14 protein-coding genes and 1 pseudogene are annotated in these 20,629 nt (G+C 64.6%); all 15 read left to right on the plus strand.

Going from position 1 to position 20,629, the window contains the following annotated elements; translation table 11 throughout:
- Positions 1-72 precede the first annotated feature (72 nt).
- The 15 genes and pseudogenes from LKE06_RS07675 to fadD32 all read left to right on the plus strand — a co-directional run bounded on the left by LKE06_RS07675 (position 73) and on the right by fadD32 (position 20,551).
- Positions 73-210, plus strand: a complete 138-nt coding sequence (locus LKE06_RS07675) for a hypothetical protein (RefSeq protein ID WP_227997926.1) — start codon at positions 73-75, stop codon at positions 208-210.
- A gap of 368 nt (positions 211-578) precedes the next feature.
- A complete protein-coding gene (gene glf / locus LKE06_RS07680; RefSeq protein WP_227997927.1) occupies positions 579-1,817 on the plus strand; it encodes a UDP-galactopyranose mutase in 1,239 nt (412 codons plus the stop codon).
- Complete coding sequence (locus LKE06_RS07685) at positions 1,814-3,826, plus strand: glycosyltransferase (RefSeq protein ID WP_227997928.1); 2,013 nt, start codon at positions 1,814-1,816, stop codon at positions 3,824-3,826. The genes glf and LKE06_RS07685 overlap by 4 nt, the downstream gene beginning before the upstream one ends.
- Before the next feature lie 116 nt (positions 3,827-3,942).
- Positions 3,943-4,458 carry a phosphatase PAP2 family protein gene (locus LKE06_RS07690; protein ID WP_227999323.1) on the plus strand — a complete coding sequence of 172 codons (516 nt, stop codon included), beginning with the start codon at positions 3,943-3,945 and terminating at the stop codon, positions 4,456-4,458.
- Positions 4,459-4,765: 307 nt separating this feature from the next.
- The gene (locus LKE06_RS07695) at positions 4,766-5,692 is read left to right on the plus strand and encodes a decaprenyl-phosphate phosphoribosyltransferase (RefSeq protein ID WP_227997929.1); all 927 of its coding nucleotides are present in this window, start codon (positions 4,766-4,768) and stop codon (positions 5,690-5,692) included.
- Positions 5,676-7,643 (plus strand): arabinofuranosyltransferase AftB family protein, encoded by a 1,968-nt coding sequence (locus LKE06_RS07700; protein WP_372477354.1) that lies wholly within the window; start codon positions 5,676-5,678, stop codon positions 7,641-7,643. Before LKE06_RS07695 ends, LKE06_RS07700 begins: the two co-directional genes overlap by 17 nt.
- Before the next feature lie 271 nt (positions 7,644-7,914).
- Positions 7,915-8,922, plus strand: coding sequence for an alpha/beta hydrolase (locus tag LKE06_RS07705; protein WP_227997930.1), 1,008 nt, complete (start codon positions 7,915-7,917; stop codon positions 8,920-8,922).
- 305 nt (positions 8,923-9,227) lie between these two features.
- Positions 9,228-10,289 (plus strand): alpha/beta hydrolase, encoded by a 1,062-nt coding sequence (locus tag LKE06_RS07710; RefSeq protein ID WP_227997931.1) that lies wholly within the window; start codon positions 9,228-9,230, stop codon positions 10,287-10,289.
- 347 nt (positions 10,290-10,636) lie between these two features.
- Positions 10,637-11,514: pseudogene (locus tag LKE06_RS07715) on the plus strand (alpha/beta hydrolase-fold protein).
- A 467-nt stretch (positions 11,515-11,981) separates the two neighbouring features.
- Complete coding sequence (locus LKE06_RS07720; protein WP_227997932.1) at positions 11,982-13,016, plus strand: alpha/beta hydrolase; 1,035 nt, start codon at positions 11,982-11,984, stop codon at positions 13,014-13,016.
- A 218-nt stretch (positions 13,017-13,234) separates the two neighbouring features.
- The gene (locus LKE06_RS07725) at positions 13,235-15,028 is read left to right on the plus strand and encodes an alpha/beta hydrolase-fold protein (RefSeq protein WP_227999325.1); all 1,794 of its coding nucleotides are present in this window, start codon (positions 13,235-13,237) and stop codon (positions 15,026-15,028) included.
- 681 nt (positions 15,029-15,709) lie between these two features.
- Positions 15,710-16,240, plus strand: coding sequence for a DUF732 domain-containing protein (locus LKE06_RS07730; RefSeq protein ID WP_227997933.1), 531 nt, complete (start codon positions 15,710-15,712; stop codon positions 16,238-16,240).
- Between the two features lie 50 nt (positions 16,241-16,290).
- Positions 16,291-17,226, plus strand: a complete 936-nt coding sequence (locus tag LKE06_RS07735; protein ID WP_227997934.1) for a cutinase family protein — start codon at positions 16,291-16,293, stop codon at positions 17,224-17,226.
- Between the two features lie 193 nt (positions 17,227-17,419).
- A complete protein-coding gene (locus LKE06_RS07740; protein WP_227997935.1) occupies positions 17,420-18,439 on the plus strand; it encodes an LLM class F420-dependent oxidoreductase in 1,020 nt (339 codons plus the stop codon).
- A gap of 192 nt (positions 18,440-18,631) precedes the next feature.
- The gene (gene fadD32 / locus LKE06_RS07745; RefSeq protein ID WP_227997936.1) at positions 18,632-20,551 is read left to right on the plus strand and encodes a long-chain-fatty-acid--AMP ligase FadD32; all 1,920 of its coding nucleotides are present in this window, start codon (positions 18,632-18,634) and stop codon (positions 20,549-20,551) included.
- Positions 20,552-20,629 lie beyond the last annotated feature (78 nt).

Here is a 20,629-nt window from a genome sequence, read left to right on the forward strand (position 1 = left end):
TGGACAGACGCATGGGCAGCCGGGGTATGGCTATATATCGGTGTCCTGATCGGCTACAGCGAGGCCGAGCGCGTGATCGACGCACACCCCGAGTGCGTCCCCGACGGCCTCGAAATCGCCCGAATGGCCAATGACGAACTGGACGAACACTATTGGCGCATGCACACCGAGCGCGACGCGGGCGAGGTAGAGATCGGCTTCCCGGACTGACGCGGTCTACACCGCGCACATCGACTGCATGGCTCCCTTCCGGATCGGCGCGCCATAGGTCGTCGGAGCAGGCCGGTGACGTCGAGGCTCAGGGTGGCGAGGTCGAGGGCGTTTTCGACGAGGACCTCCGACAGCGGAACCGTGTGGTCCAGCGCCGGACCAACTGCTGCGATGAACTGGACGAATGATCAGTTCGGATGTGTAATAAAATTTGATCGCGCCCACATGACCGCCGTGGGTGCCTTTCGGGAAACCCACGGCGAAATCCCGATGGCTCAGATGCGAAATTGCCAGCTCGCAATGGCCTGCCGTGCGGAGGTCGTGACTCCGCCAAGACATCACGGAGACTTCCGATACGCTGGGCTCCCGTGACCGCCGCATCGTCCTCGGGTAACTCTGTCAACTCCGCCGCACAGTTCGATCTGATCATCGTCGGCTCCGGATTCTTCGGGCTGACCATTGCCGAACGCGCCGCCAATCTGCTTGGCAAAAAGGTGCTGGTGATCGATCGTCGCTACCACCTCGGTGGCAACGCCTATTCGGAGCCGGAGCCCGAAACCGGTATCGAAGTGCATAAATACGGGGCACACCTGTTCCATACTTCGAACAAGCGGGTATGGGATTACGTCACTCAGTTCACCGAGTTCACCGGCTATCAGCATCGAGTCTTCGCGAAGCACAATGGACAGGCCTACCAGTTCCCGATGGGCCTCGGCCTGATCTCCCAGTTCTTCGGCCGCTACTTCACCCCCGACGAGGCACGCGCGCTGATCGCCGAGCAGGCCGCCGAGTTCGAGACCAAGGACGCGCAGAACCTCGAGGAGAAGGCGATCTCGCTGATCGGCCGTCCGCTCTACGAGGCATTCTTCCGCGCCTACACCGCCAAGCAGTGGCAGACCGACCCGAAGGAACTGCCCGCGGGCAACATCACTCGGCTGCCGGTGCGCTACACCTTCGATAACCGCTACTTCAACGACACTTTCGAGGGCCTGCCCGCGCAGGGATACACGAAGTGGCTGGAAAACATGGCCGCCTCCGAGTTGATCGAGGTCCGGCTGAACTCCGACTGGTTCGACGTCCGTGAGCAGATCCGCGCGGAAAACCCGGACGCGCCGGTCGTCTACACCGGGCCGGTGGATCGCTACTTCGACTACAGCGAGGGCGAACTCGGCTGGCGCACCATCGATTTCGAGACCGAAGTGCTGCCGACCGGCGACTATCAGGGCACCTCGGTGATGAACTACAACGATGCTGACGTGCCCTACACCCGCATCATCGAGCCGCGCCACTTCCACCCGGAGCGCGACAGCTACCCGAAAGACAAAACCGTCATCATGCGCGAGTACTCCCGTTTCGCGCAGACCGGTGACGAGCCGTACTACCCGATCAACACCCCGGAGGATCGCGCCAAGCTCACCGCCTACCGCGAGCTCGCCAAGAAAGAAACGGTGGCGGAGAAGGTGCTCTTCGGCGGTCGCCTCGGCACCTACCAGTACCTTGACATGCACATGGCCATCGGCAGCGCACTCAGCATGTTCGACAATGTGCTGCGACCGCACCTGGAGTCGGGCGCGCCGCTGGCGGAAAGTGCGGAAAGCAACGAATGACTTCTCAATCGATTCTGGAAGAGATGACCACCGAGACCCGCGCGAAATCACTGCTACAGCGCGTCATCCTGCCTCGGCCGGGTGAACCGCTCGACGTGCGCACCCTCTACGTCGAGGAATCACCGACCAACGCTCGGCGCGCACACGCGACCACCCGCACCTCGCTGTCGGTGGGCGCGGAGTCCGAGGTGTCGTTCTGCACCTACTTCAACGCGCTGCCCGCGAGTTACTGGCGCCGTTGGAGCATCCTCGGATCGGTGGTGCTGCGGCTGGAACTGGCCGGGCACGGTCGCGTCGATGTGTACCGCTCGAAGGCGGACGGTTCCCGAATCCATGTGCAGGGCAAGGAATTCGCCGTCGCTATGGCACAAGCAACCGGCCCGGAGTCGGTAGCGGAGCGTGGCCACGCCGGGCCCCGAAAGCGCCGCACATCCAATACCGGCGCTGAATCGGTGTCGGTCGAGTTCGAGACCGATCTCGGCCCGTTCGAGGACGGCGGCTGGATCTGGTTCGACATCACCACCGATACCGAGGTCACGCTGCTGGCGGGCGGTTGGTACGCCCCGATCGAGGCACCCGGCGACGGCAGCCTCGCAATCGGCATGCCCACCTTCAACCGGCCCACCGACGCGGTGAAAACCCTTGGCGCCCTCGGCTCCGACCCGCTGGTGTTGGAGCAGATCGCGGCCGTCATCATCCCGGATCAGGGCAACCGCAAGGTGGTCGACGAGCCGGGCTTCGCCGAGGCCGCCGCGGTGCTGGGCGATCGGCTGGCCATTCACAACCAGCCCAATCTGGGCGGTTCCGGCGGCTATAGCCGGGTGATGTACGAGGCACTGAAAACCACTGCCGCCCAATACATCGTCTACATGGACGACGACATCGAAATCGAGCCCGACTCAATCCTGCGCGCGCTGGCCTTCGCCCGTTTCGCCAAATCTCCGATGCTGGTCGGCGGCCAGATGCTGAACCTGCAGGAACGCTCGCACCTGCACAGCATGGGTGAGGTCGTCGACCGTGGCATCTTCATGTGGACCTCCGCGCCGAATGTCGAGTACGACCACGACTTCTCGAAGTACTCGCTCTCCGACCGCGACAACTCCAAGCTGCTGCACCGGCGCATCGACGTCGATTTCAACGGCTGGTGGACCTGTGTGATCCCGCGCCAGGTCGCCGAGGAGATCGGCCAGCCGCTGCCGCTGTTCCTGAAGTGGGACGACGTCGAATACGGCCTTCGCGCCCGCACCCACGGGTACCCGACGGTCACCCTGCCGGGTGCGGCCGTCTGGCATATGGCGTGGAGCGATAAGGACGACGCCATCGACTGGCAGGCGTACTTCCACCTGCGCAATCGGTTGGTGATCGCCTCGCTGCACATGCCGGGCGACGGTCGCGGCATGATCGTCAACACCGTGAAGGCGACGCTGAAACACCTGCTGTGCCTGGAGTATTCGACGGTCGCCATCCAGAACGAGGCGATCCGCGACTTCCTGGCCGGGCCGCAACAGCTATTCGACCTGCTGCCGAGCGCGCTGGGGAAGGTGCACGGCATGCGCAAGGATTACCCGGACGCCGTCGTCGTGGCATCCTCCACCGAACTGCCGCTGGCCAGCCGCCATGGTGTTGGCGCGGTCGGTGAACCGGCCAACCCGATCGCCAAGGTAGCCAGGCTCGCCAAGGGCGTGGTGCGCAACTTCCGCAAGGCCGACACCACCCATCACGACACCCCGCAGCTGAACGTGCCGACGCTGGACGCGCGCTGGTTCCTGCTCTCGCAGGTCGACGGTGTCACCGTCACCACCGCCGACGGCCGCGGCGTCGTCTACCGCAAGCGTGACCCGCGCAAAGCGGCCGAGTTGTTCAAGGAGGCGCTGCGGCTGCGCAAGGAGTTGGCCGCCCGCTTCCCCGAGATGCAGGAGCGCTACCGTGCCGCGCATGCGGAGCTGACCAGCACCGCGGCCTGGGAGAAAGCCTTCGGTATCAGCGAAACGAAAGGCGAGCGGCAGTGAGCCTCGAGGCAAACGCGACCGACCATGCGGTGCTGAACGCGGCGGCGCGGAATACGAACGGATCGTCGGCCCACAGCGCGCCCGATGCCGGTACCTCCGCCCCGCCCGAGGTCGCCATCCTCAACGCCGTGCAGTCGAGGATCGGCAAGAATCCGTCGGTCATCACGGCCGCGCGCGGCATGTCGCATTTCGGCGAGCACGCGCTCGGCTGGGTCGGTATCGCCGCCGTGGGCTGGGTCGCCGACAAGCCCCGGCGCCGTCAGTGGGCCGGGGTCGCCGTCGGTGCCGTCGGTGCGCACGCCGCCTCGATCGTGATCAAGCGAATCGTCCGGCGCCCCCGCCCGAACGATCCTTCGGTGCAGGTCAATGTGTCGACGCCGAGCAAATTGAGTTTCCCGTCCTCACACGCCACCTCCACCACGGCGGCGGCGGTGTTGCTCGGGAAACTGACCGGGCTGCCCTTGCCCGCGGTGCTCGTTCCACCGATGTTGCTGTCCCGAGTTGTGCTCGGGGTGCACTATCCCTCCGACGTGCTCGCCGGATCCGCGCTCGGCGCCGCGTCCGCCGCGGCCCTGCTTGCCGCCGAAAAGAGAATCGGCAGCCGGTGCGAGCGACGGGCCGGGAGGCGGTAGCTTGCGTAACCACGTAGGGCACCGGGTGCATCGTAAATCGGATACCGCGGTGCGAGCGACGGGCCGGGAGGCGGTAGCTTGCGTAACCACGTAGGGCACCGGGAGCATCGTAAATCGGATACCGCGGTGCGAGCGACGGGCCGGGAGGCGGTAGCTTGCGTAACCACGTAGGGCACCGGGAGCATCGCAAATCGGATACCGCGGTGCGAGCGACGGGCCGGGAGGCGGTAGCTTGCGTAACCACGTAGGGCACCGGGAGCATCGCAAATCGGATACTGTGACCGCACAAGAAAGAGCCTTGGTTGACATGAGTGAAGAGCCGACCGGCGCCGACCTGGACGAGGCCGTCGTCAAGGGCCCGCCAAAGACGTTGGCCGGGGGGCTCGTCAAGGCTGTCCGACCGCGTCAGTGGGTCAAGAATGTCCTGGTGCTGGCGGCCCCGCTGGCGGCGGGCACGGTCAACCATTGGGACGTGCTGTGGCATGTCGGGATCGCGTTCGTCGTGTTCTGCCTGGCCGCATCCGGCATCTACCTGGTCAACGACGCACTCGACGTCGAGGCCGACCGGGCGCATCCGACCAAGCGGTTCCGGCCGATCGCCGCGGGCGTGGTGCCGGTCAATATGGCCTACCTGCTTTCGGCTGTGCTGCTGCTGGCCTCGTTGCTCGGATCGTTCCTCGCGGCATGGCAGTTGGCCGTTGTGATGGCCGTGTACATCGGCATCCAGCTCGCCTACTGCTTCGGACTCAAGCACCAGGCCGTGTTGGACATCTGCATCGTGTCATCGGGCTTCCTGCTGCGTGCGGTCGCCGGTGGCGCTGCGGCGAATATTGATCCGTCGCAATGGTTCCTGCTGATTATGGCGTTCGGTTCGCTGTTCATGGCCGCGGGCAAGCGTTACGCGGAATTGCAGATCGCGCTCGGCACCGGCGCCAAGATCCGCAAATCGCTCGAGTACTACACCCCGACCTACCTGCGCTTCATCTGGACGCTGGCGGCGACGGCGGTCGTGGTGTTCTACGGACTGTGGGCCTTCCAGCAAGACAGCCTGAAACACACGAACTGGTACGCGATCTCCATGATCCCGTTTACCATCGCAATCCTGCGTTACGCGGTCGACGTCGATGGTGGCCAGGCCGGTGAACCCGAAGAGATCGCGCTGGGGGACCGCATCCTCCAGTTCCTCGCAATCGCCTGGATCGGAGCGGTAGGTGTCGCTGTCTATCTCACCTGACGAGATACTGGTAGAGGAAGTGGAGCGAACAGAATACGCAGAGCGGGAGCTGGCCGAGGGCCCGGCTCGCTCGGCGTTGCGGTACGCGAAACTATCCCGAGCCATCTTCGTTGGTGGGATAGCGCTCACCATTGTTCTCTTCGCCACCGGCGCCTGGAATCGGCGCTGGATCGCCGACGATGGCCTGATCGTGTTGCGCACGGTGCGAAACCTGTTGGCAGGCAACGGGCCGGTCTTCAACGAGGGCGAGCGCGTCGAAACCAATACCAGCACCGCCTGGACCTACCTGGTCTGGTTCTTCAGCTGGCTTACCCAAGCCCGGCTCGAGTACGTGGTGCTCGGTGTCGCACTGACCGCGTCGATGGCCGCGGTGGTGTTCGCCATGCTCGGTTCGGCCCGGCTGTGGGGTGGCGCCAAATCGGTGCTGCTGCTGCCCGCCGGTGTGCTCGTCTACATCGCGACTCCGCCGGCCCGCGACTACGCCTCCTCTGGGCTGGAGAGCGGTCTGGTCATCTGCTGGCTCGGCCTGGTGTGGTGGCTGATGATGCGGTGGAGCCAGGCCGAGCGGGTGCGCCTGCCGGGCCTGTTCGGTTTGGTGTTCCTCGCCGGACTCGCTCCACTGATCCGTCCCGAGATGGCCCTGGTCGGCGCGCTGGCGTTGGCGATGATTTTCTGCGCGCCGATGCCTCGGACCCGACTGCGCCCGATTGCGTTGCGCGCGTTGATCGTTGCGGCCGCCGGGCTGGTGCCGCTCGGGTATCAGATCTGGCGGATGGGTTACTACGGCCTGCCCTACCCGAATACCGCCGTCGCCAAGGACGCGGGCGGCGCCAAGTGGGGACAGGGCTTCAAGTACCTGTGGGACCTGGTCGGTCCGTACTACCTGTGGGTGCCGCTGCTGGTGCTGTTGGCCGCAGGTGTTGTCGCGGCCCGTGCCGCGACACCAGCCCGGCCGGCTCCATCCGATGACGAGGCCGAGGCGCGCGGTTGGTCGGTGCGCCGGGTGCGCGAGTGGTTGCGTTCACCGAGCGCGGTCGTCGCGCTCATGGTGGGCAGCGGGCTCATCCTCACTGTGTACGCACTGCGCGTCGGCGGCGACTTCATGCACGGCCGTATGCTGCTGCCGCAGCTGTTCAGCCTGCTGTTGCCGGTCGCGGTCGTGCCGATCCGGCTGCCTGCCGGTGGGTTCAGGTCGATGTCGGTGGGGGACTGGTCCTTCGCGGTGATTGTGCTGGCGTTGCTCGGCACCGTGGTCTGGGCATTGTTCGCAGCCAACACCACCGCCATCAAGACCGGCACCAAGATCAGCGCGTCGGGCATCGTCGACGAGCGTGTCTACTACGTGCTCAACACCGGTCACGACCATCCCATCCTGGCCGAGGACTACCTGGACTACGCGCGTATCCGTCCCATGGTCAACAACATCGCCGAAACCCCCGACGGCGGCTTGCTGATGAACTCGCCGTCGTTCATGTTCTGGTACATCGCCCCGCCGCCGCAGCCGATCCCAGCGGGCGGTGCCGGCCACACGGTCTACTTCCTGAACCTCGGCATGACGAGCATGAACGTCCCGTTGAACGTGCGCGTCATCGACCAGATGGGCCTGGCCTATCCGCTGGCCGCGCACACCGAGCGCCTCACCGACGGACGCATCGGCCACGACAAGAACCTGTATCCGGACTGGGTGGTTGTCGATACCGGCATGGTCGATCAGAAGCCGTGGCTGCCCTGGTATATGGACGAGAAGTGGGTCACCCAGGCCCGCACCGCGATGTCCTGCCCGCAGACCGAGGCGCTGATGATCTCCTACCGGGATCCGCTCACCTGGGACCGCTTCAAACACAACCTGCTGCATGCGTTGACGTTCTCCGAGTACCGCATCGACCGGGTGCCGAAGTACGAAATCGAGCGCTGCAACCTGGTCGATCCCTTCCCGCAGCCGCCGCGCTGACATAGATCAAGCGAAGTCGACAAAGTGGCGTGCGCCGCTTTTGTATCTTTTTGGTAACGCTATCGCATCGGTGGCGCGATAAGGTGCGTGAGTATGCCCGTTGGTGGTGTCCGCTCGATGTGGGCGCCACCGGCGGTCACCGTTCGATATGGCCGAAACTCGGCCTGATGAGGGAAGGGCCGAACAGATGCGAAGCGTGATCCGACGAAAGGCAGACGGCCGACGACTGAGAATCCGGGGATCCGGTTCGTGGTTCAAGCGGTCGGTGCTGATGTCGTTGGCTATTTTGCTACCGCTCGGGGCGTCGGTGGCAGGACCTGCCGCCACGGCGTCGGCCGCGTTCAACCCGGACGGATTCGATTTCTGGGTCGACTCATCGATGGGGCCGATCAAGTCGCGGATCTTCCGCGCGGCGGACGGCAACACCGGACGCGTGGTGTACGCGCTCGACGGTATGCGGGCCCGCAGTGATATCAGCGGCTGGGAGGCGGAGACCGAGGTCGCCCGCGAGCTCACCAAGTGGAACATCAATGTCGTTATGCCGGTGGGTGGCCCGTCCAGCTTCTACGCCGACTGGAACGCGCCCGGTAACTTCCTCGGGCTGAGCACCGGCTCGGCAGGCGCGGCCAACGGTTCTTCCTCCGGCTCCGCGATGACCGGCTCCTCGGGCTGGTCGGAAACGCTCGGCAAGAACAACACCTACAAGTGGGAAACCTTCCTCACCGACAATTTGCGCTCGGCGCTGCATGAACGGCTCGGCTTCAACCCGAACCGCAACGGCGTGTTCGGCCTGTCCATGGGCGGTAGCGCGGCACTCACCCTGGCCGCCTATCATCCGGACCAGTTCTCCTATGCCGGTTCCTATTCCGGCTATCTGAATATCTCCGCGCCCGGTATGCGTGAGGCACTGCGCGTCGCCATGATCAGCGCGGGCGGTTACAACATCGATGCGATGGCACCGCCGTGGGGCCCGCAGTGGCTGCGCATGGACCCGTTCGTCTTCGCGCCGCGACTGATCTCCAACAACACCAAGCTGTGGATCGCCGCCGGTAGCGCCCTGCCAGGGCCGGCCGACGCGACATCGCCGCTCGACGTCGTCCAGGGCGTGCCGCTCGAGGCGCTGGCGCTCATCAACACCAGGGCCTTCCAGGTCCGCATGATGTCGCTCGGCGCGGACAACGCGACCTACAGCTTCCCGTCCGTCGGCATCCACAACTGGCGCAACTGGGAATCCGAGGTCTACCGAATGATCCCGGACCTGTCCGCCAACATCGGTTAGTCACGTCCACGGCGAAAGTCGGGCAACTTCGGACCGTCCAGCGCAGCGCGCGCTGGGCGGTTCTTTTTGTTTCCCGTCCGTCGTGGTCGTCGGCAACGAATGTGATGCGACGAGGCTTCATATCTTGTGGTGCGGATCACTTTCCAGCAACATGGAGGCATTCGTTGGTGATTGATACGCGAATAACATGCACACAGGTGGAAACGTCCGATTCCGATGGAGGTCCTGCCGGGGTGCCCGATGAGGGGTCAGTGGCGATTGCTTAATATTTGCTGACTGGCTGTCCGAACGAAAGGTCGAGTCGAATGCGAAGTTCGCGCTGGAAGCGTAGGCCCGGTAGCTCTGCAACGTCCGGATTCTGGGTGCACAAGTGGGCATTGGGGGCCGCGCTGTCGCTGCTGTTACCTCTTGGCGTCTCGGTCGCGGGCAGTGCCGCGACCGCATCCGCAGCGTTCAACCCGGCTGCGTTCGACTTCTGGGTCGACTCCGGTATGGGGCCGATCAAGACACGAGTCCTGCGTGCGGCGGACGGCAACACCAATCGCGTGGTCTATGCCCTCGACGGTATGCGGGCGCCGGAGAACCTGAACGGCTGGGAGATCGAAACCAACGTCGCCGAAACACTGGCGAGCCGGAACATCAACGTGGTCATGCCCGTTGGTGGCATGTCGAGCTTCTACGCCGACTGGAACGCCCCGAGTGAGTTCGCCGGGATTCCCGCCGGAACGGGCTCGAGCTCCGGGTCGGGCGCGCTCAATGCGCTGACCGGCGGTCCCGGCAAGAGCTACCGGTACCAGTGGGAGACGTTTCTGACCAACGACCTGCGCGGGGCCCTGCGCGACCGATTGGGTTTCAACCCGAACCGCAACGGTGTGTTCGGCCTGTCCATGGGCGGCAGCGCGGCACTCACCCTGGCCGCCTACCACCCTGACCAGTTCAGCTTCGCCGGCGCGTACTCCGGTTACCTGAACATCTCCGCGCCCGGCATGCGTGAGGCGATTCGAGTAGCCATGATGGACGCGGGCGGCTACAACGTGGATTCGATGGCACCGCCGTGGGGCCCGCAGTGGCTGCGGATGGACCCGTTCGTCTTCGCGCCCAATCTGGTCAACAACGGCACCCGGCTGTGGATCGCCGCAGGCAGCGGACGGCCGAACGCCAGCGACGCCCCTACATTCAACACACTCAACGGCATGAGTCTCGAGGCGCTTGCATTAGCGAACACCCGTGCCTTCCAGGTTCGGATGGCCACGCTCGGCGGCGGCAACGCGGTCTACGACTTCCCCGAGTTCGGTATCCACGCTTGGAACACCTGGACCGACGAGGCGAACCGGATGATTCCGGATTTGTCCGCCAATATCGGCTAGAACAGTAGAAACAAACCGCCCGGTGCCATTGTGGTATCGGGCGGTTTGTGTGTGTTCGCCCGGTTTGCTGCCTATGTCCATATCGTTTGCTGGCTGCTGTCTGGCGGAAGAATTTCGCTATGAGTGGTGTGATATCGCCACCGGCGGCTCGCTATTTCGGCGAATCTCCGATTTCGTCACGATCCGATCTCGCGGTGCGTTTCCGGAGGGTCTGTTTCGAGCTTTTACCGATAGAAGTGCAGCCTCGTCCAGGCTTTCCGGGGATGTGGCGTCGGCGGTGCCGATTGTCGATCGTCATGCAGCGCGTTTGCGGTCAACAGTGATCGCATGGGCGAAAGGTCGAGTCGATGCGGTCAGGCTGGGTATGCGAGACAGTTGCCGAACAACGCTCCGGAAAGCATCGCGACCGCGAGAACACGCAGCGGTCACGTGATCGCGTTCGGTGGCCGCGGCGTTCGGTGGCCGGTATCGCGGTTGCGTTGGTGGTGCCGGTACGGGGTCGCGGGGACCGATCACGGTGCGCCCGCCTCGGCGGTCTACGACCCGGCCGGATTCGACTTCTGGGTCGATTCCGGGATGGGCCGATCAAGACTCGCATCTTCGGTGCCGCCGATGGCAACACCAGACGCGTCGTATATGCCCTCGATGGCTTGCGTGCCCGCAATGATCTCAGCGGCTGGGAAATCGACACCGATATCTCCCGCGTGCTGCCGCAGTGGAACATCAATGTGGCGATGCCGGTCGGCGGACAGTCGAGTTTCTATTCGGACTGGAACGCCCCGAGTAATACCAACGGCCAGCAGAGCCCTTACCCGTGGGAGATCTTCCTCACTGACAACCTGCCCTGGGCGATGCGTGACGGGCTCGGTTTCAATCCGAACGGCAACGGTGTGTTCGGTTGTCCATGGGTAGCAGCGCCGCGCTCGCGTTGGCTGCCTACCGACCGGACCAATTCCGGTATGCCGGTTCGTATTCGGGCTACCTGAACATATCGGGCGCCCGGCATGAAGGAGGTGTTGCGGCCGGCGCTGCTCGACGCGGGTGGATTCAACATCGATGCGAGGTGGGGACCGCCCTGGGATCCGCGCTGGTTGCGCAACGATCCATTCGTGTTCGCACCACTGTTGCGCGAGAACGGAACGCGGATGTGGATCGCCGTCGGCAATGGTCGCAACGGTCCACGCGACGCGATCAACAACCCGATCGACGCCTTTTGCCTGGGTAATGCGATGGCCTTAGAGACGATTGCGCTGGCCAATACCCGGGCCTTCCAGCTCAGGCTGGATTCACCCGGTCCGAGCAATGTGGTGTTCGACTACCCACCGGTCGGCGTGCGCAACTAGCCGTACTGGCAAGATCAGGTTTTCAACATGCTCCCGATCTCAGCGCCGATTTGGGCTGAAAATCAGGCTCCGGGACGACATTTCCGAACGAACGCGATAGGGTCACCGAACGATCACAGGTTGTGTACGGGCGGATTTCGGTCACTCGGTTGCCTCGGCCTTGCTTAGGCTTCGGGCGTCGAATATCGTCCAGCGAGCGCAAGTGTGACCACATCGTTGTAGCGCCGTCTTTTGGGCCGGAATTTCGGGGTTCGGTTCAAATGTGACGCGCGTCTCGTCCGCAGCACGGGTGCTGCCCGGCCCCCTGGGTCACGGGCGGCACCACAACAGCAGAAAGAGAGCAGGATTCATGCGTTTCGGCAGGGCGGCCGGCCCGAAGAGAAGCACGGGACGGCGAGTCACCCCTCGCGGTTGGCGTAATCGAATTCTGGCTGTCGGTGCCGCTGTTCTAGCGCTACCGATCGCCGCCGGGGTGGTTGCCCCGTCCGTCGCCATGGCGACGCCAGCGCACAGCCCCGTCTTGCGCACGCCCGCGGGCGGCACCGAGGACCTGATGGTTCCCTCCGCGATGGGCCCGATCAAGGTCCAGGTGCAGTGGGCGGCCCGCGGCGGTGACGCGGCGCTGTACCTGCTCGACGGCCTGCGGGCTCGTGACGACCGCAATGCGTGGTCGTTCGAGACCAACGCCCTGCAGCAGTTCGGCAACGACAACATCACCCTGGTGATGCCGGTCGGCGGCCAGTCGAGCTTTTACGCCGACTGGTACGCGCCGAGCAACACCAACGGTCAGAAGACCACCTACAAGTGGGAAACCTTCCTCACCAAGGAACTTCCGGACTTCCTCGCCAACTACGGCGTCTCCCGTACCAACAACGCGATCGCCGGCCTCTCGATGGGCGGCAGCGCCGCGCTGGCGCTGGCCGCCTACCACCGCGACCAGTTCAAGTACGCCGCGTCCTACTCCGGCTACCTGAACATCTCCGCGCCGGGCATGCGCGAGGCGATCCGCGTCGCGATGCTGGACGCCGGTCGCTTCAATGTCGACTCGATGGCGGCGCCGTGGAGCCCGCAGTGGCTGCGCATGGACCCGTTCGTCTTCGCGCCGCAGCTCAAGGGCCTGCCGATGTACATCTCGGCCGCCAGCGGTCTGCCGGGGCAGTTCGACCGGCCGAACTCGGCGGTCGGCGTATTCAACACCGGTAACGCCATGGCGCTCGAGGCGCTGTCGCTGGTGAACACCCGCGCGTTCCAGGCTCGCCTCAGCACGCTGAAGATCCCGGCCCAGTTCGACTTCCCCGCCACGGGCACCCACTCGTGGAAGTACTGGGAGGGCGAGCTGTTCAAGTCCCGCAACGGGATCCTGGACGCCACCGGCGGCTGGTGAATTAACCGCTAGATCTACGGCGACGCCGTCTGCTTCCGAATCGGAAACAGACGGCGTCGTTTGTTTTGGATGAGCGCTACCCGCGCGTCCTCCACGAAACACCGCCTGAACGGGGGTAGAAAGCTCTTGTGGCAGGGATTTCGCGGGGCGGAGGGGTAACAGGCCGGCGGCAACGTGCCCGCCGGGCTCGCTGGCGTTCGACGCTGCTCGCCACCGCTATGGTGCTGCCGCTGGCATCCGGTCTGACCACCGTCGCTCCGCCCGCCACCGCGCAGCCGCCCGCCGACCAGGCCGCCGCCGCACCGGCTGATGTGACGGTGCAGAAGGTGGTGTGGTTCAGTGACCGCCGGGTCGCCCTGTGGGTCAACTCGCCGTCGATGGGTGCGCCGATACAGGTGCAGCTACTGCTGGCCAGGGATTGGAATATCCGCCCGGACGCCAAGTTCCCGCTGCTGTTCATGCTCGACGGCCTGCGTGCCACCGATGACGAGAGCGGCTGGACCAAGGACGCGGGCGCGGCAGACTTCTACGCCGACAAAAACGTGACCGTAGTGCTGCCGATCGGCGGACAGTCCAGCTTCTACTCCGACTGGGTGGAGCCGAACAACGGCCACAACTACAAATGGGAAACCTTCCTGACCAAGGAACTTCCGCCGCTGCTCGAGAGTCAATGGCGAGGCGCGGATATCCGTGGCATGGAAGGACTTTCGATGGGCGGCACCGCCGCCATGTTCCTGGCCGCGCGGAATCCGAGCTTCCTGAAGTACGCCGCGTCGTATTCGGGCTTCCTCACAACAACCACACTCGGTATGCCGCAGGCGATCCAGTTCGCCATGCGCGATGCGGGCGGGTTCGATTCGGCCGCGATGTGGGGGCCGCCGACGAGTCCGGAATGGGAGAATCACGACCCCTATGTGCTGGCTGACAAGCTGAAGGGCATCAGCCTCTACATTTCCAGCGGCAGCGGCTCGACCGGTCCATTCGATCAGGCCGCCGCCGGCATTCCCGGGGTGAGCACCAACCTGGCGGGCATGGGTCTGGAGATCCTGTCCCGTTTGACCTCACAGAACTTCGTCACCAAGCTCGGCGAGCTGACCATTCCGGCGCAGGTGAATTACCGCGCCTCCGGCACCCATTCGTGGCCGTACTGGGATTTCGAGATGCGGCAGTCCTGGCCGCAGGCCGCCGCCGCACTCGGAGTGGACCCGGGCAACGCGCCCTGCCAGGCGGGTGGCGCGATCGCGGCAGTGGCCGCCGCCAACGGCTGGCTCGGCGAATGCGTCACCGCCGAATACCCGGTGCACGGCGGTATCGCCCAGGACTTCCGTTCCGGCCGGGTGTTCTACTCGCAGGCGACTGGCGCGCACCCGTTGGGCGGCGTGATCGCCGGTGGCTACCAGGCCGCGCTCGGCTCGCTCGGCCTGCCGACCGGTGATGAGCGCGTCCTGCCCGACGGGCGCGGCCGATTCCAGGCATTCCAGAACGGCTCGCTCTACTGGACCCCGCAAACCGGCGCCCAGGTGGTGCGTGGCGCGATCCTCGACGAATGGGGCAAGCAGGGCTTCGAGGGCGGCCTAGCGGGCTATCCGGTCGCACCCGAGGTCAAGACACCGAACCGGGACGGCGCGGTGCAGGCGTTCGAGAACGGCCCGTTCTACTACAGCCACAAGACCGGCGTGCACCGCGTGCAGGGTCTGATCCTGGGCAAGTACGCGCAGATGGGCTATGAGAACAGCGCGCTCAGCTTCCCGACCGCCGAGGAAGTGCCGCTCAAAGACCTGGGCCGGGTCAGCGCATTCGAAGGCGGCAACATCTACTGGAGCCCACTATCGGGCGCGTGGGCCGTCCGCACCGGCCCGATCATGGACGCCTGGAAAGACGCAGGCTACGAAAACGGCAAACTCGGCTACCCCATCAGCGACGAGTTCCCGGTCCCCGGCGGCACCCAGCAAAACTTCCAAACCGGATTCATCGTCATCCGAGACGGCAAACCCGAAATTCACGGCCTCTGACCAGTGCTAGGTCAGTGAACCCGAACAGCACAGCGAGCACCCATCACCGCCAACCACAGCCCCCAACTAGGTACAGAATCGGCCAGTGCCGCACGAGCCCACCCACGCGCCTATTCGCCATGACACCAGTTTTCGAGCGCGGCGAGATCGAGCCCCTCAACTGCTAAAGCGCGGCACCTATCTGTGTTCAGTAGCAGTCGGTGCCGCGCGAGCCTACCTACGCGTCCATTCGTCATGACACCAGTTTTCGAGCGCGGCGAGATCGAGCCCCTCAACTGCCAAACCACGGCACCTATCTGTGTACAGAAACGGTCGGTGCCGCACGAGCCCACTTACGCACCCACTCGCCACGACAACAGTTTTCGAGCGCAGCGAGATCGAGCACTAAAGTTCGCGGCCGGCTCGCGTCCGAGGGGCAAATACGACGCGACGAAGGAGCAAGTATTTGCCCCTCGGACGCGAGCCAAAGGGGCCGCGAACACGCCGCGCCAGCGGCCAAAAACCCAGCACGCCCCAACCCCGGCTCTCATGCGTCCCCCTGCCGTGCCTTTGCCGTACCTATGGGTCGTGTGTGCCCCCCTTGACCCCCGTGAACACAGAGCGCCGCAAGCGCCGCCAAACCAACACAGCTAGCCTGGATGCGACCCGACCCCTTCTGTGACAGATCGAGGACACGAATTCATGCATCGGACCCGTGGCAAGGTACTCGGCGTGGCTGTGGCGATCGCCGCCACCGGATTGCTTGCTGCCTGTGGTGGCAATGATTCGACAGCATCGAGCACGCCGACGTTGAGCCACACCACGACGGCAACGCAGGCGCCCGCCGCGTCGAGTAGCGCTAATGAGACCGGCGGGCAGGCTCCTGCTCCCGAGTCGACCCAGCAGACTTCGCCGGAAGCGGAGCCCGAGCGTCCGCAGCCGGTGCCGACCGATGCCGGGCCGCCCGCGGATGAATCCAACCTCACCGATAAGGACAAAAAGTTCCTCGACGCGCTGAAGACGCAGGGCATCAGTACATCCAGCCCGGATATCGCGCTGAGCATCGGTAGTTATGTTTGCCAGGGTGTGGCGGCTGGTGCTTCCGAGCAGGATCTGACGACCTTTGTCAATGCGATGGCCGGTTCTGATCCGTCCTTCGATCCGGCCAAGATGCCGGTCGAGAAGGCCGGGAAGATCTACTTGGATACGGCTAAGCAGACGTACTGCCAGTGAGCGCGCGTCGAGGCTCGTCATCTCGCCGGTTGCGACCGGCGGGATGTTTGATGTTCCTCGCGGTTGTCGCGTTGATCGTCGTTGTCGTGGTGTTGTTGTGGTACTTGCTCGCGGGTCGGGTGCGTCCACCCGGGGTGCCACCGAAGCCGCCGGAGCGGCCGACCTCGCAGCCGGCCGAGTGCCCGGATGTGCAGATGATCTCGGTGCCCGGTACGTGGGAGTCCAGCAGTAATGATGATCCGCACAATCCGGCGGCCAATCCGATCTCGTTGATGCTCAATATCTCTCGACCGGTGGCCGAGCAGTTCTCGCCGGACCGGCTCGATGTGTATACCGTCCCGTACGTCGCGCAGTTCTCCAATCCGATCGCGATTCCGCCGGATGGGCAGGAGTCGTACAACAACAGCCGTTCCGAGGGCACGCAGCGGATGGTCGACGCGATGGTGAATCGGTATCGCGAATGTCCGCTGACCACCTATGTGATTGCGGGCTTTTCGCAGGGCGCGGTGATCGCGGGCGATATCGCCGCGCAGATCGCGGCGGGCAAGGGCCCGGTGCCCGCTGATCAGGTGCTCGGCGTGATGTTGATCGCTGATGGCAGGCGTACCGGTGACACCGGCCCTGGGCAGGCCATTCAGATCGGGAATCCGCCGCCACCGGGTGTTGGTGCGGAGGTCGCGTTGCAGGGGGTGAACGTGCCGGGTATTTCGATGACCGGAGCGCGACCGGGTGGTTTCGGCTCGCTGGCCGACCGGACTTACACCATTTGCGCGCCGGGCGATCTGATCTGCGATTCGCCACGTCAGGCGTTGAATCCACTGAACATCGTGGGTAGCGCGTTGACACTGGTTCGTGCGGCGGGCAACCCGGTGCACAGCCTGTACAACGGCTTTGTGGTGGATGGTGACGCAACCACTGCGACCCAGTGGACCGTCAACTGGGCGAACGGCCTGATCGATGGCGCACCGCACCCGGCCCATTCCTGAGCATCGGGCCAGGTGAGCGGCTATGTCATGTCAGGTCACAAGGCAGCTGTGCATGTCTGCACGGCGAAGGCTCGCCAATCGGACTGGAGCACGCTGTAAAGTGCGCTGATGATCGCGCGACGTCGGCTCGTGCCGCAGCACTGTGGGCGGGTCGCGCGGGAGGCAAATTCCTTACAGCCAGGAGCATGAATTCATGACAGAAGCCGCCGCACCGGCTGGTGAATTGACCGCGCTGGGTACGCCGCTGCGTAGCTTTCGCTTCGCGGCGGCGGGCGAGGGAAACAAGCAGGAGGGCGGTGCCCGTAAGTTCATCCAGACGGCGCAGACCGCCGAGGAGTACGGCTTCGACACATTTGTCGTGCCGGACCATCTCGGTGATCAGATCGGTCCGATCGCCGCGCTGGGTGCGCTGACACAGGCCACCGAGAAGATCCGCCTGGGAACATCCGTGCTGGCCAACGGTTTCCGGCACCCGGTGGTGCTGGCCAAGGACCTCGCCACCATCGACGTGCTGTCGAAGGGGCGTCTCGAGGTCGGGCTCGGCGCGGGCTGGAAGCAAGACGAATTCGCCGCTGCCGGCCTGCCCTACGAGACACCGGGCGTGCGGCTGGAGAAGCTGGACGAGGCGTTGACCATCCTGGACGTGCTGTTGCGCGGACAGGAGTGCACCTTCGCTGGCAAGCATTATCAGGTCAACGGCATCAAGGGCACTCCACGTCCTCGGCAGGGTCCGCGTCCGCCGATCTGCACCGGCGGCGGTGGTCCGAAGATGCTGCGTCTGGCGGCCAAGCACGCCGACATCATCTCGATCGTTCCGGTCACCACCAAGAACGGCAAGGGTCTGCTTTCGGGTATCACCATGGCGAAGACCATCGAGAAGGTGAACCTGATTCGTGAGGCGGCCGGTGACCGGTTCGCCGATATCGAGCTGAACTGGGCCATCACCGCGATCGTCGTCACCGATGACCGGGAGAAGACGGCGGAAATGGCCCTTTCGGCGATCGACCGCGGGCTGCATCCCGACCTCGAGGTCGATGTGAAGCTCACCGTCGAGGAGATCCTCGAATCGCCGTACGTGGCCATCGGCACGTTCGAAGAGATCGCTGAGCAGATTCGCCGGGTGCGCCAGCTCACATCGATGTCCTATGTCGGCGTGTTCCCAACCCAGATGGACGCTTTCGCGCCCGTTATTCCGCTGCTGAGGGATGTGTGAGCCCGGCTTCTCTGTAACATGACTCTGGTTTGAGAACATCTAGCCGATAGCGGTCACCGCGCAGACCGCAAACGAAATCTGCAGGCTGGCTCTGGTATATGGAGCACCCGCGGGCGATAGCGAGTCGGGGCCTCACAGGTAACAGCGGCGTAGTCGCCGTCTTGCTGCGTGTGCCTCGGAGGAGAAGAAGGAATGGACGAGACTTTCGACGACTACCTGGATGAAACCGGGAACATCCGTATTCCCGAGGATCACACCCTGGTCGATCACGTCGAGAAGCACACCAGGAACGACGCGAACACCCTTGCCTACCGCTACATCGATTACTCGCGTGAGCGCGATGGTGAGGCGCAGGAGCTGACCTGGCGTGAGTTCGGTATTCGGCTGCGCGCGGTGGCCGCTCGACTGCAGCAGGTGACGAATCCGGGCGACCGGGTCGCGATCCTGGCGCCACAGGGCTTGGACTATGTGATTTCCTTCTTCGCCGCGATCTACGCGGGCACCATTTCGGTGCCGCTGTTCGACCCCGACGAGCCCGGCCACACCGATCGGCTGCACGCAGTGCTCGGTGACTGCGAGCCATCGGCCATCCTCACCGCCAGCTCCTCAGCGGCGGGGGTGCGGCAGTTCTTCCGCGCGCTGCCCGCCGCGCAGCGTCCGCGCATCATCGCGGTGGACGCGATCCCCGATAGTGTCGGCGAGTCCTGGGTGCGCCCGGATATCGCCATCGACGACATCGCCTACCTGCAGTACACCTCGGGTTCCACTCGCGTCCCGGCCGGTGTGGAGATCACCCACCGGGCGGTCGGCACCAATCTGCTGCAGATGGTCGATGCGATCAACCTGGACTGGAATTCGCGCGGCGTCACCTGGCTGCCGCTGTTCCACGACATGGGTCTGCTGACGGTGATCCTGCCCGCGGTCGGCGGCAAGTTCATCACCATCATGTCGCCGAGTGCGTTCGTGCGGCGCCCATACCGGTGGATCAAGGAACTGGCCGCGCAGTCCGACGGTGCTGGAACTTTCGCCGCCGCACCGAACTTCGCGTTCGAGCACGCCGCGGCACGTGGCCTGCCGAAGAACGGCGAGTCGCTGGATCTGTCGAACGTCATCGGCCTGATCAACGGCAGTGAGCCGGTCACCACCTCGTCGATGAAGAAGTTCAACGAGGCGTTCGCGCCCTATGGCCTGCCGAAGACGGCGATCAAGCCCTGCTACGGCATGGCCGAGGCGACACTGTTCGTGTCCGCGACCAAGGCCGAGGATGAGGCCAAGGTCGTCTATGTCGATCGGGTCGAGCTCAACGCGGGACGCATGGTCAAGGTCGAGCAGGGTTCCGAGAACGCTATCGCACAGGTCTCCTGCGGCTTCGTTGCGCTGTCGCAGTGGTCGACCATTGTCGACCCGGAGTCCATCGACTCCGACGGCGGTGGGCACGAACTGGCCGACGGCCAGGTCGGCGAGATCTGGTTGCACGGCAACAATATGGGCATCGGCTATTGGGGTCGTCCGGACGAGACGGCCGCGACCTTCCAGAACAAGGTCGCCCATCGTCTCGCCGAGGGCAGTCACGCCGAGGGCACCGCCCCGGATTCGAACTGGATGCGTACCGGCGACTATGGCGTCTACTTCGAAGGCGAGCTGTACATCACGGGGCGCGTGAAGGACCTCGTGATCGTCGACGGGCGCAACCACTACCCGCAGGATCTCGAGTTCTCCGCGCAGGAGGCGTCCAAGGCGCTGCGGCCCGGGTTCGTCGCCGCCTTCTCGGTGCCCGCGAACCAGCTGCCTGCGGAGGTCTTCGAACAGGGCAGCCACTCGGGCCTGAGTTTCGATGCCGATGACGCCTCTGAGCAGCTGGTGATCGTGGGCGAACGCGGTCCAGGCGCGGGTAAGGCCGATTCGCTGCCGATCGCCGACGCGGTCCGTGCGGCCGTTTCGCAGCGGCACGGCGTGACCGTGCGTGACGTGCTGCTGGTGCCCGCCGGTTCCATCCCACGCACCTCCAGCGGCAAGATCGCGCGCCGCGCCTGCAGGACTGCTTATTTGGAGGGAACGCTCAGGGGCGGTTACACCCAGCAGGCTTTCCCCGATGCACCGGAAGAGGAATAGCTCCAAGGGGTGATTCGGCGGGCCGACCATCGACGCTCGGGACGCCGACCCATCCCATGCATCCGTTAGAGACTGCTT

The organism is Nocardia australiensis (genome assembly GCF_020733705.1).
In the GTDB taxonomy this organism is placed as follows: Bacteria; Actinomycetota; Actinomycetes; order Mycobacteriales; family Mycobacteriaceae; genus Nocardia; species Nocardia australiensis.